Annotated in this window: 9 protein-coding genes; 7 read left to right on the top strand and 2 right to left on the bottom strand. The window is 71.0% G+C overall.

The annotated features are described in order from the left end of the window. The first annotated feature begins 21 nt into the window (after positions 1-21). The 4 genes from HNR01_RS11990 to HNR01_RS11975 all read left to right on the top strand — a co-directional run bounded on the left by HNR01_RS11990 (position 22) and on the right by HNR01_RS11975 (position 6451). Positions 22-273: a hypothetical protein gene (locus HNR01_RS11990; RefSeq protein WP_017486428.1), complete on the top strand. Its 252-nt coding sequence runs from the start codon at positions 22-24 to the stop codon at positions 271-273. 50 nt (positions 274-323) lie between these two features. Then, positions 324-2147 carry an ABC-F family ATP-binding cassette domain-containing protein gene (locus tag HNR01_RS11985; protein WP_183667875.1) on the top strand — a complete coding sequence of 608 codons (1824 nt, stop codon included), beginning with the start codon at positions 324-326 and terminating at the stop codon, positions 2145-2147. A gap of 355 nt (positions 2148-2502) precedes the next feature. Continuing rightward, the gene (locus tag HNR01_RS11980) at positions 2503-4170 is read left to right on the top strand and encodes a porin (RefSeq protein WP_183667874.1); all 1668 of its coding nucleotides are present in this window, start codon (positions 2503-2505) and stop codon (positions 4168-4170) included. Positions 4171-4420: 250 nt separating this feature from the next. Next, complete coding sequence (locus tag HNR01_RS11975; RefSeq protein ID WP_210313203.1) at positions 4421-6451, top strand: flagellar motor protein MotB; 2031 nt, start codon at positions 4421-4423, stop codon at positions 6449-6451. A gap of 188 nt (positions 6452-6639) precedes the next feature. Here the strand turns inward: HNR01_RS11975 and HNR01_RS11970 are convergent, their stop codons facing one another. Continuing rightward, the gene (locus tag HNR01_RS11970; RefSeq protein WP_183667872.1) at positions 6640-7926 is read right to left on the bottom strand and encodes an adenylate/guanylate cyclase domain-containing protein; all 1287 of its coding nucleotides are present in this window, start codon (positions 7924-7926) and stop codon (positions 6640-6642) included. Positions 7927-8065: 139 nt separating this feature from the next. Here HNR01_RS11970 and HNR01_RS11965 point away from each other — a divergent pair, with 139 nt between their 5' ends. Continuing rightward, entirely contained in the window at positions 8066-8671 is a 606-nt protein-coding gene (locus tag HNR01_RS11965) for an HD domain-containing protein (RefSeq protein WP_183667871.1), read from the top strand. Here the strand turns inward: HNR01_RS11965 and HNR01_RS11960 are convergent. Further along, positions 8661-10985 (bottom strand): lytic transglycosylase domain-containing protein, encoded by a 2325-nt coding sequence (locus HNR01_RS11960; protein WP_183667967.1) that lies wholly within the window; start codon positions 10983-10985, stop codon positions 8661-8663. The two genes, HNR01_RS11965 and HNR01_RS11960, sit on opposite strands and share 11 nt — an antisense overlap. Positions 10986-11183: 198 nt before the next feature. Here HNR01_RS11960 and dapA point away from each other — a divergent pair, with 198 nt between their 5' ends. Both dapA and smpB read left to right on the top strand, forming a co-directional pair. Continuing rightward, complete coding sequence (dapA, locus tag HNR01_RS11955) at positions 11184-12074, top strand: 4-hydroxy-tetrahydrodipicolinate synthase (protein WP_017486436.1); 891 nt, start codon at positions 11184-11186, stop codon at positions 12072-12074. Between the two features lie 71 nt (positions 12075-12145). Continuing rightward, on the top strand, positions 12146-12619 hold the full coding sequence (smpB, locus tag HNR01_RS11950; protein ID WP_017486437.1) for an SsrA-binding protein SmpB: 474 nt from the start codon (positions 12146-12148) through the stop codon (positions 12617-12619). Positions 12620-12629: the final 10 nt, after the last annotated feature.

Raw genomic sequence — 12629 nt, 5'->3', positions numbered from 1 at the left:
CCGTCAGCGAGGTGCGCACGCATGGCCAATCCCGGATCGATCCCGGAAACCCCCACGCCCGGCCCCGAGATCCCGAGCCCGGGCAGTCCCGGACCGGACGCGCCGGGGCCTGCCACACCCGACTCGCCGCAGATCCCCGAACCGGGCCCCGGTCCCGAGATTCCCGGCGGAACGCCGGCGGAGGCGCCCGGAACGATGCCGACCGAAATTCCGGTCGAGAGCCCCGGCCTCCCCGATTCGACGCCCACCGGCCCGGCCAACCCGACCGCCTGAGGCGTCTCGCTTCCGTTGTTCCGGGCTGCGGCTGCTGCCATAAGCCCGGCATGGCCGCTCCCCCGCTTCTCACCCTTCAGGACGTCGCGCTCACCTTCGGCGGCACGCCGCTGATCGAGCGGGCCGAGCTGACGATCGCGCCCGGCGAGCGCACCTGTCTCGTCGGCCGCAACGGCTCGGGCAAGTCGACCCTCATGCGGATCGCCGCGGGCCTGGTGGAACCGGACCGTGCCGTGCGCTTCGTCCAGCCCGGAACCACCATCCGCTACCTCGCGCAGGAGCCGGACTTTTCCGGCTTCGAGACCACGCAGGCCTTCGCGGAGGCCGGACTCGCCCCCGGCGACGACCCCCACCGCGCCCGCTACCTGCTGGAAAGCCTCGGCCTGAGCGGCAGCGAGGACCCGCGCCGCCTGTCGGGCGGCGAGGCGCGCCGGACGGCGCTCGCCCAGGCGCTGGCGCCCGAGCCCGACATCCTGCTCCTCGACGAGCCCACCAACCACCTCGACCTGCCGGCGATCGAGTGGCTGGAATCCGAGCTGAAGCGGACCCGCTCGGCCCTCGTGCTCATCAGCCACGACCGCCGCTTCCTCTCCGCCCTGTCGCGGGCCACCGTCTGGCTCGACCGCGGCGTGACGCGGCGGATCGAGCAGGGCTTCTCGAGCTTTGAGGCGTGGCGCGACGCCTTCTTCGAGGAGGAGGAGCGGGACAAGCACAAGCTCGACCGCAAGATCGCCGACGAAGAGCATTGGCTGCGCTACGGCGTCACCGCCCGGCGCAAGCGCAACGTGCGGCGCCTCGCCGACCTGCAGAACCTGCGCAAGCAGAGTCGCGAGCACCGCCGCCCGGTGGGACAGGCGGTTCTGACCGCGAGCGAGGGTGCGGCCTCGGGCACGCTGATCGCCGAGGCCAAGCACGTCTCGAAGTCCTACGGCGAGCGCCGGATCGTCCACGACCTGTCCCTGCGGGTGCTGCGCGGCGACCGGCTCGGCATCGTCGGTCCCAACGGGGCGGGCAAGACGACGCTGATCAACCTGCTGACCGGCGCGGTTCCCCCCGATTCGGGCGAGATGCGCCTCGGCACCGGGCTCAACATGGTGCATCTCGACCAGGCTCGCGCCGTCCTGGAACCGAGCGCCACGGTCACGGAGGTGCTGACCGGCGGGCGCGGCGACAGCGTCACGGTCGGGGGGCGAAGCCGCCACGTGATCGGTTATCTGAAGGACTTCCTGTTCGCGCCCGAACAGGCGCGCACGCCGGTGAGCGTGCTCTCGGGCGGCGAGCGCAACCGGCTGCTGATCGCCCGGGCGCTGGCCCAACCCTCGAATCTGCTCGTGCTCGACGAGCCGACCAACGACCTCGACCTCGAAACCCTCGACCTGCTGCAGGAGATGCTCGGCGACTATGCCGGCACGCTGATTCTGGTCAGCCACGACCGCGACTTCCTCGACCGGGTGGCGGGCACCGTCCTGGTCAGCGAGGGGGAGGGGCGCTGGGTCGAGTATGCCGGCGGCTACACCGACATGCTCAACCAGCGGGGTCGCGGCGTGGAGGCTCGCAGCGACGGGCCGGACAAGGCCGGCCGCGAGCGCTCGGAGCCGCGGGAGAGGACCCCGCGCGCGGAGGCGGGTCCGGCACGGACCAAGCTCGGCTTCAAGGAACAGCACGAGTTGAAGACCCTGCCGGGACGCATGGCCGAGCTGGAGGCGGGGATCGCCAAGCTGCGCGAGGTTCTGTCGGATCCGGGCCTGTACGGCCGCGACCCCGGGCGCTTCCAGAAGGCGACCGCGATGCTCGGTGCCGCGGAGACGGAGCTCGCCGCCGCCGAGGAACGCTGGCTCACTCTCGAGATGCAACGCGAGTCGCAGGGCGGCTGACCGCGCTCACCCCTCATCAGTCCCGCAGCGCAGTGCCAGAGATCATCCTTCGCCCTGACCTTGAGAGCGGGGAAAACTTTATCGCCGGGCAGGGATTAAGTTGCGATGCTGCAACAGACGGCAGCGAAGCCACTTTGTGACACCTCCAAGACAGCTAAGCCTGTTGCCCGTACGGCGACGCTCGACCATGGTGCCGCTGCGGACGGGACAACCCCGCTGCAGCTTGGCCAACGCCCGAGTGGGAAGGCCCAAGCTCCAAGGGACAAAAGGACTGGCCGGTTCGACCGCAAGGTGGGGCGCCTGGCCAATACAGAAGTCCGATCCCGTGGGTCTCGAAACTTCTGGAGGGTTTACCATGAAGCTCGTCAAGAGCCTTCTCCTTGGATCGGCAGCGGGGCTGACCATCGTGGGTGGGGCTCAGGCCGCCGACCTGCCGGTGAAGAAGGCCGTTCCGATCGAGTACGTGCGGGTCTGCACTGCCTACGGCGCCGGCTTCTTTTACATCCCCGGCACGGATACCTGCCTGCGTATCTCCGGCCGCGCCCGCGCCGAGTACGGCTACATCGGCAGCGACAGCCGCCGCGTCACCGGCGGCGGCGACCTCTCGGGCTTCACGGGTCTTGCCCGCTTCGCCTTCGATGCCCGCACCCAGACCGGCTACGGCACCCTGCGCGCCTTCCTGCGCATGGACATGGCGAGCCGCACCGGCCACACGAAGTTATCGTCCGGCACGAACCTGCGCGGCGGCTATGCCTTCTCCGGCACCGGCCAGGACGCCTTCGGTCGCATCCAGAACTTCGTCAACGTCGACAAGGCGTTCATCCAGTTCGCCGGCCTGACCGCGGGTCGCGCCTCCTCGTTCTACGACTTCTACGCCGCCGACTACGAGATCATCGGCTCCTCGCTCGGCTCCAACATGCCGTCGACCAACCTGCTCGCCTATACGCAGAAGTTCGGTGACGGCTGGACCGCCACGATCTCGATGGAAGACCCGAACTACCGCACGAATCCGCTCTTCACGAACGCGGTTCCTGCCGCCGGCGCCGCCGCGGGCACGGGTGCCCTCTCGACGGTTCTCACCACTGCTCCGACCCCGATCATCCTCGGCACCGATGCCACCGGCAACGCCACCGCCGTGGCCTTCATCGACGCGGTCCAGCGCTCGCGCCTGCCCGACTTCGTCGGCTCGCTGCGCTACGACGCTCCGTGGGGTTCGGCTCAGCTCTCCGCCGCCGTGCGCGAGATCAACACCGGCGGCTTCCTCGCATCCGTCGGCGTCCCCGGCACCGGTGCGACCCAGTCCGCCAACGCTCAGGCCCTTCTTGCCGCTCGCGGCATCAGCACGGGCGCGCAGACCGATTACGGCTGGGCGGTCCAGGGCGGCGTGAAGTTCAACCTGCCCTTCATCGCTCCGGGTGACGGCCTTTACCTGCAGGGCGCCTACGGTGAGGGCACCTCGTTCTACACCGGCATCAACCGCTTCACCGCCGGCTACCTCGCCAACGCCTCGGTCTATGCCGGCAACCCGTTCAACCAGTACCTTGCCGACGCGGTCGTGAACCCGCTCACCGGCCGTCTCGAGCTGTCCAGCAGCTTCACGGCGGTGGCCTCGTACCTCCACTACTGGTCGCCGGAGTGGCGTTCGGCCTTCTACGCCAGCTACGGTGAGATCTGGTTCCCGACGGGCGCCCGTCAGGCCACCAGCCAGGCGAACGCTCTGGTCAACAGCGGCAACACCGTTGCTCCGGGCTCCTACCTCACCAACCCGGTCGGCTACGCCACCAGCCAGTCGCTGCGCGATACCTACCAGATCGTGACCGGCGCGAGCCTGATCTGGTCGCCGGTCAAGGATCTCGATATCGGCATCGAGGGCCAGTACATCCGGACGGGCGTCAAGAGCGGCCGCGTCGCCGACCAGGACAAGGGCGGCTTCATTGGTGCCGGCAACGCCCAAGTCCCGACCCGCACGGTCAGCAGCGAGGACGTGTTCCAGGCCCGCTTCCGCGTGCAGCGCGACTTCTAAGTCGAACCCGCGGCAGGCCGCGTGCCTGCCGCTTCAAAACTCCGCCCCCCGGAGACGGGAGGCGAGGACGGAAAACCTCCAGACCCCGGCTTAACGGCCGGGGTTTTTTCGTTCCCGCGGCGGAGCGGTATAGGTCCGCAGTTCGGCAGGCCGCAGCGTCGACCCGAGAGCGTCGCGGCCTTCAAAGCGCCCCGATGACCGTGTCTTCTCGCCGCATCGCCGGCCGCCGAGGAGGTCGAGCCCCGTGTCCATGCCGCCGCTTCCGCCGTCATCAACGCCGCCGCACGGCCCTCCGTCCCGATCGCGCCTGGTTCGCATCGGCTGGCTTGTCGGGCTGCCGGTCCTTCTCCTGGTCGCGGCAGCGGCCTATTCCCTCGGCATGTCGCGCGTCACCGCGCGCCTGGAACGGCAGGCATCGGAGATCGCGGCCGCGACCGGGGAGGGGCAGCCCGAGCCCTGGCTGCGGGTCTCGGTGGCGGGGCGCGACCTGACCGCGTCGGGCGAGGCCCCGGACGCCTCGCAGCGCGAGGCGGTCATCGGTCGGCTCGCGGCGATCGAGGGTCTGCGCCGCCTGACCGACCGGACCGGCGTGATCGAGGAAGTGTCCCCCTTCGTCTGGTCGGTGGAGCGTCCGGCCGCCGGGCGGATCGAGGCCAAGGGCAGCCGCCCGGCCGAAGTCGGCGCCTTCGAGCTGGCGCAGCGCCTGAAGCCGGCCCTGCCGCGCGACACCACCTTGAGTGACCGAGCCCGAGCCGCGCGGGGCGCGCCGCGTGACTTCCCGGACGCGGCGGCCTTCGCCGTGGAGCGGCTTCAGGACCTCACCACCGGCGCCGTCGCCACGCTCAACGACACCGTCATCTCGATTCGCGGCGAGGCGGCGAGCCTCGCCGCCTACGACGCCCTGCGCACCGCGCTGGCCACGCCGCCGCAAGGCTACACCCTCGGCACGGTCGAGATCACGCCGCCGGTCGTCGCGGACTTTCGCTTCGGCGTCTCCCGCCGACCGGACGGCAGCCTCGAACTCGACGGCCACGTCGCCTCGGAGAGTGCCCGCGAGGAGATCCGTGCCATCGCCGCGGAGGCAGCGGAGGGGGCGGCGATCGACGACCGGCTGCGCGACGCCCGCGGCTTGCCGCAGGGGATCGACGGCCCGGCACTGGCCCGCTTCGTCTTCAAGCTCGCCGGATTGCTCCACCAGGGACGGGTCAGCTTCGAGGGTGCCGCCATCTCGGTCGAAGGCAACGCTCTGGATACGGCCGCGGTCGCGGAGGCGGAGGCGCTGATGCGCGACGCCCGTCCCGCCGGAACTGCCGTGGGCGGCGTGGCCCTCACCGCCCGCCCCATCGTTCCATACGTCCTGCGCATCCGCCGCGGCGCCGACAGCGTCACGCTCAGCGGCCACCTGCCGGATCAGGCAGCCCGCGAGGCGCTGCTGGCCCGGCTCAACCCGCGCTTCTTCCGCGAATCGATCCAGGACCGCACGCGGCTCGCCGACGGCGCTCCGGCCGGCTTCGCCGCAGCGCTCGCGGCGGCGATCGATCCGCTCTCGACGCTGGCGACCGGCGAGTTGACGATCGCCGGCACCGATCTGCGCCTGACCGGCACCAGCCTCTATCCCGAGAGCGCCGCCCGGCTCGGCCGGACGCTACCGCGGGCACTGCCGGCCGGCTGGAGCGCCACGGTCACGATCGCCTCCGACGAGGCGCCGGCGGTCACGGCCGATTCGGGCGGCTGCGGTCAGCGCCTGGCCGAGCGCACCGCCGGCCATCCCCTGCGCTTCGCTCCGGGCAGCACGGCGCTCGCGCCCGAGTTCTATCCGGTCCTCGACGCCGTGGCGGCCCTGGCCCGGGCCTGCCCGGGCGAGCGGATCGAGGTCGTCGGCCATCTCGACCCGGCCGGGGCGAAGTCCGAGGCACCGGCCGATCCGGTGGCCGACGAGGCGGCGAAGGAGACGGCGCCCAAGCCGGTCAAGGCGAACGCGAAGGCGGATCCGAAGAAGGACGCGAAAACCGCCAAGACCGGCAAGGGCAAGGCGGAGCCGAAGGAGGCGGCCAAGCCCGATTCGAAGTCCGATTCGAAACCTGATTCGAAGTCCGAACCGAAGCCGGAGAAGATCGAGGCCGAGCGGGCGGACGCCGGAGCCGACCTTGCGCGGGCGCGGGCGCTCGCGGTGGTGGACTATCTTCAGAAGGCCGGGGTGCCGTTGGAACGCGCCGCCGCGCCGACGGGGGTCGCGCCGCTCTCCGAGCGCCAGGGGATCGGCCTCAGCCTGCGCTCGTGACCCTCGTCGACTCGTCGCTCTGGCCGGCGCCGGCGGCGCTGGTTCTCGGCCTCGTCGTCGGCGCGCCGACCGGCCTTCCGCGCCGCGGCCTCGCCCTGGCCGCGGCCGGGCTTCTCCTCGCGGGTCTGGCGTCGCCGCAAACGGCGCCCAGCGAACCCGGCCTGTGGATCGAGACGGCCGCGCTGCTGCTAGGAACCGACCTCGCGGGCTGCGCTCTTGGCGGGCTCGGACGCGCCGTTTCCGGCGGTCCGCTCTGACGGGCCGGCGGCGTCCGCCGCCAGCCCCCAGATCCGCTGCTTGCGTCCGACGCCGCGCAGGGCGAATTCGCCGACCGGAACGAGGGCGGCGGAGCAGCGCCGGGCGAAGGCGTCCGAGAGAAGCAGCGGGCGTTCCAGTTCATCGCAGAGCCGTTCGATCCGGCTCGCCTCGTTGACCGCCTGCCCGATCACCGTGAAGTCGAGGCGCCGGTCGGTGCCGACATTGCCGGACACGACGCGCCCGTAATGAAGCACGATGTCCGCCTCCAGGGGCGGCAGGCCGTCCCGGTGACGGGACGCGTTCAGACCCGCGTTGCGCGCCAGCGCCTCCCGCGCCGCGTCGAGCGCGCCCGCGCAGGCCGGGCAGGCCAGGGCATCCGGCTCGGCCACGGGGAAGACGGCGAGAAAGCCGTCACCGAGAAACTTCGAGATCTCGCCGCCGTGGCGCTGCACCGGCTCGCCCAGCGCATCGAAATGCTCGTCGAGCCAGCCCACGACCTGCAGGGGATCGTCACGATCCGCCACCGCCGTGAAGCCGCGCAGGTCCGCGAGCAGGATCGCGGCGTGGACGACCGTGCTCTGCCCGCGCCGCATCTCGCCCGCGAGCACCCGCGCGCCGGTTGCCGGTCCGAGATAGGTTCCGAGCATCTCGCGCATGGTGTGCGACAGGCTCAGCTTGGCCGTCACCAGGGCGATCACCGGCACCAGTCCGGCGATCACGGCTTGCTCCGCCTCGGTGAAGCCGCCGGGACGATCGGTGGAAAACGAGATGGCGACGCCCTCCATCGCGCTGCCGGGCGCGAAGGCGGCGGCGTGGAGCAGGTAATCGGTGGCCCCCGCCTGCCTCAGCTCGCCCAGCAGCGGAAGGTCGGGATACCCGGTCGATCGGTCGAGGCGCCAGCGCACGAAGGCGAGGTCGTTCGCCCGCAGCCAGCCGACGGGGCTGCGGAAGAACGTGTCCTCGCCCTCCGGCCCGTGCACGGTCGGGAAGAAGGCCATGCCCTGTCCGCACCGCCACGCGAGGCTCACCCCGCGGAAGACGGGATCGATCACCGGCACCGCGAGGCTGAGGCGCCAGAGCGGAAGCCCGGCGGCGACCAGCGCCTCGCAGAACTCCGCGATGATGGCCTCCCCGTCATCCGATTCCGTTGCCCGTGCGATGAGGCGGCCTTCGATGCATCGAAGGGCAGAATCGGAGATCGGATCCGTGATGGCCATGGCGGGCCGACTCTATCGGTGCTCGCGCCGCGATCCAAAAGCCTCGGAATGCCATGCCTGTGGGAAATCGATGGGGCGGCCGCCTTGCCTGGACGCCTCGAACCCTTCAACCGTGCCGCAGGATGCCGGGACCAACGACATGGACGACGTCAACGACCACGCCTCTGCCCTCGCGCGCCGGTTCGCGTTCCTGGCCGAGATCGACGGACTCAAGGCCGTGCTGCGCCAGAACCGGACGATCGGAGAGCGGCGGCGCGAGAACTCGGCCGAGCATTCCTGGCATCTGGCGATGTTCGCCCTCGTCCTCGGCGATCTCGCGCCCGGTCTCGATATGGGCCGCGTCGTCGCGATGCTGCTCGTGCACGACATCGTCGAGGTCGATGCCGGCGACGTTCCGATCCACGGCGCCTACGACGGCGCCGCCCTGGCCCTGGTCGAGGCGGCGGCGGCCGAGCGGATCTTCGGTCTCCTGCCCGAAGCACAGGGGCACCGCCTCCGGGCGCTCTGGACAGAATTCGAGGCGGTCGAGACGGCGGAAGCGCGCTTCGCCAAGGCGCTCGACCGGCTCCAGCCGCTGCTGCTCAACACGCTGACCGAGGGCGGCACCTGGGCCGAGAACGGCCTCACCGAGGCGCAGGTGATGGCGCGCTACCGGCCGGTGATCGAGCGCGGCATCCCCGGCCTCTGGCCCTTCGTGGAGGCGATGGTGCGCCGCCACTACGAGGATGGAAGCGCTAGGGCGTGACCGGCTGCGCCTCCGCGCTCACGGCGGTGCGGGCGCCGCGGGCGAGGTCGCGCTCGATCATCAGGGCGCTCTTGCCGTCGAGGCGGTTGCGGTAGACCTGCAGGTTCTCCATCACCCGCTGCACGTAGTTGCGCGTCTCGGTGAAGGGGATGCGCTCGACCCAGTCGATGGCGTCGACCTCGGGCCGGCGCGGATCGCCGTAGGCGTCGATCCACTTCTTCACGTTGCCGCCGCCCGCGTTGTAGGAGGCGAAGGCGAGGATGTAGGAGCCCTTCCAGTCCTCCATCAGCTCGCCGAGATGGGCCTGCCCGAGCCGGGCGTTGTAGGCGGGGTCGCTGGTCAGGCGGTCGGTCTCGTAGGAGGTCGAGACGCGCTTGGCCGTGCGCTGGGCGGTGGCCGGCATCATCTGCATCAGCCCCCTGGCGCCGACGCCGGACTGGGCGCGGGGATCGAACTGGCTCTCCTGCCGGGCGATGGCGAAGACCATGGCCCGCTCGACCTGCGGCACCGCGGTGAAGGTCTCGTAATCGGGGATGCCGATGGTCGGATAGGCGTGGGTGTCGAGGGCGAGCCCGCGCTGGGTGGCCAGCTTGCCGATGGCGACCAACGCCCGCGCATCGCGCACCTCCAACGCCGTCGCGCCAAGCGCGTTGACCTGGGCCTCCTCGGTCAGCGAGCGGGCGGCGTCGATGTAGAGCGGCAGTGCCAGCTCCTTCATCTGGGCGGCAGCCAGGAGCTTCAGGCCGCGCACGAACAGCCGGTCGTCGAAGGCGGTCCGCGCCGTCGGGCTCAGTTCGGCCGCCCGGCGCAGAGGCAGGCTGTGCTGGCCGAGCCGGGCGCGGGCGAGCTGTCCGTAATAGGCGATCGGCTGGAGCGCGGCGCGTTCGTAGAAGCCCTTGGCCGCGGCGGTCTTGCCCGCGGCCTCCGCCGCGCGGCCCTGCCAGTAGGCGGCGCGCGCGAGCGAGATCGGCGTCTCGGCCACGCTCGCGGCCCCGGCGAAGTGCCGCTCCGCCGCAGCTGGGTCGCTCATGAAGCGCAGGGCGATCCAGCCGGCATGGAACTCGGCCTCGATCCGCTTCTCGGAGGTGCGGGCGGAGTGGGCGGCGGCCACCGCGTAGGCGGTCTTCGAGTCGCCCGCATCCATCAGCTTGCGCGCGACGATCCGGCGCTCGACCCACCACGTGTCCCCGTCGGCGATCACCTCCGGATTGGTGGGAGCGGACAGGAGCACCTTGGCCGCTTCCGCCGCCTTGTCGGCGCGGCGGAAATACTGGGCTCGCGAAAGGAGGTAGGACGAGTCGTTGCGCAGCGACGGCGGCACCGAAGCGAGGGCGGGCGCCGCTCCGGCCTTGCCCTGCACCGCCCGGCGGGCGCGCACGAGGCTGGCATAGGAGCCGCCGGCATAGTCCGCCGCCCGGGCGGCCGTGGTCCAATCCTCCTTCAGGAGGGCGCGCTCCATCCGGTAGCGGTGGTCGATCACCGTGAGCACGCCGGGGAAGGCGTCGGTGACCTTGGCCTCCAGGCTGCGTCCGAAACTCTCCTCGCGCCACAGGTCGCGCACGAGGTCGGCGGCATCGGAGTCGAGCCCGTCGGCGCGCAGCGCCAGCGCCAGGGCGAACTTGCCCGGCGCGCTGCTCGGCTTGGCGGTGGCGAAGTAGGCGCGCACGGTCGCGGGGTTCTTCTTCTCCGTGAGCAGGCGCTCCTCGGCGCGGCGGCGCAGCAACGGGCCGGCCGGCCAGTCGGGATTGGCGCGGGTGAAGGCGACGACACGCTCGAAACTGACGCCGGCGCCGGCCCGGATCGCCACCCATTCGAGCAGGGCCCGCGCCGCCGGATCGGTGAAACCGGCCGCGAGCCGGTCGCCGTCGGTGACCTTGCCCTTGCGGTAGAGGTCGATCGCCTCGCGAAGCTGGCCGAGATCGGTCTCGCCCGAGGCGATCGGCCGGGCCGGATCCGGCACCTCGGGGGAGGGGGCGGCCGGCGAGACGGCCGCGTCGGGGAGCGGGAAGGCGACCGGACCATCCGATTCGGTGGAGGCGTAGGCGGAGGCCGCGGCGGGCAGCGGCTTGTCGGAGGCGGCCTCGCCGGCGCTCGGATCGAGCCGCAGCGCGTCGGCCGCCACCGGATCGGAGGCGGGGCCTTGGCCGTCGCTGACCTGGCCCGCGGGCGCGGTGGCGTCGCTTGCCGGCGCGGCGGGCGCCGAGGCCGGCTCGGGGTTGCGAACCTCGATCGCCGTGCCCCTCTGCGGCAGCATGGCGGTGCCGGACAGGACGAGCCCGAGCAGCAGGGGTAGGGAGCGGGCGGGGAACGCCAAGGTCATCAGACACCCCGAAACGGAGGCCAAGCCTTAAGCTGGGCTCCGGTGCGTTAAGATGGCATTAACTGCGCAAGCGAAGCGTTTGCGCGCGGACTGGGGAGGGCCTATGTCTCGCGCGACCCGTGCGCGGCCGATATGAGGCCACCGGCGCCGGGGCATGCCAGATCGGCAAGAAGAACGGCCGGGAACGCCAGGATGACCGATACTCACGCCCGCCTTCGCGGCTCGATGACCGCGCTCGCGACCCCTTTCCGCGACGGTGAGTTCGACGAGGCGGCCTTCCGGAAATTCGTGAACTGGCAGATCGAGCAGGGCACCCATGCCCTGGTCCCGACCGGCACCACCGGCGAGAGCCCGACGCTGAGCCATGCCGAGCACGACCGCGTGGTCGAGATCTGCGTCGCCGAGGCTGCGGGCCGGGTGCCGGTGATCGCCGGCGCCGGCTCGAACTCGACGCGGGAGGCCGTGGCGCGGGCCCGTCATGCGGAAAGCGTCGGCGCGGATGCGGTGCTCACCGTCACGCCCTACTACAACAAGCCGACCCAGGAGGGGATGTACGCCCACTTCAAGGCGGTGAACGACGCCGTCGGCATTCCGATCATCATCTACAACATCCCCGGCCGGTCCGTGGTCGATATGAGCGTCGACACCATGAAGCGGCTGTTCGAGTTGAAGAACATTGCCGGCGTGAAGGACGCCACGGCCAAGATCGACCGCGTCAGCCTCCAGCGGCAGGCTTTGGGAGAAGATTTCATCCAGCTTTCTGGCGAAGATGCGACGGCGCTCGGCTTCAATGCCCATGGTGGCCGGGGCTGCATCTCCGTGGTGTCGAATGTCGCGCCCCGGCTCTGCGCCGATCTGCAGGAGGCGACGCTGGCGGGCGACTATGCCAAGGCCCTGACGATCCAGGACCGGCTGATGCCCCTGCATGTGCAGATGTTCTACGAGTCGAATCCGGTGCCGGCGAAATACGCGCTGTCGCGCCTGGGGTTGATGTCGGAGGAGGTGCGCCTGCCGCTGGTGCCCGCCACCGAAGGCTGCCGCAGGGCGGTCGACGCCGCGCTCGCCCATGCCGGCCTGATCTGATCCCTCGCCCGAAGAGGCGGCGATGCCCATATCCGGGCATTGCCGTCGTGCGTCCGCGAACCTGAAGAAGAATGGCCCCCAAAACCGAACCCGGCCGGCGCGTCGTCGCCGACAACCGCTCCGCCCGCTTCCACTACGCGATCGAGGACACGTTCGAGGCCGGCATCGCGCTGACCGGCACCGAGGTGAAGTCGCTGCGTGGTGGGAAGGCGACGATCGGCGAATCCTATGCCGGCCCCTCCGGCTCGGACCTGATGCTGTTCAACGCCTATATTCCCGAATACTTGGAAGCGAACCGCTTCAACCACGACACCAAGCGGCCCCGCCGCCTGCTGCTGCACCGCCGCCAGATCAACAAGCTGATCGGCGCGACCCAGCGCCAGGGCTACACGGTGATCCCGCTGAAGATCTACTTCAACGACAAGGGCCGGGCGAAGGTCGAACTCGGGCTCGGCAAGGGCAAGCAGCTCCACGACAAGCGCGAGAGCGTCAAGCAGCGCGACTGGCAGCGCGACAAAGCCCGTCTGATGCGCGACAAGGGCTGAGCGGTCTCGG

Origin of the sequence: Methylorubrum rhodesianum, assembly GCF_014199985.1 — a bacterium.
Classification (GTDB): Bacteria; Pseudomonadota; Alphaproteobacteria; order Rhizobiales; family Beijerinckiaceae; genus Methylobacterium; species Methylobacterium rhodesianum.
Note: the sequence above shows the minus strand (reverse complement) of the source record. Positions and strands in the feature narration are given on the sequence as shown.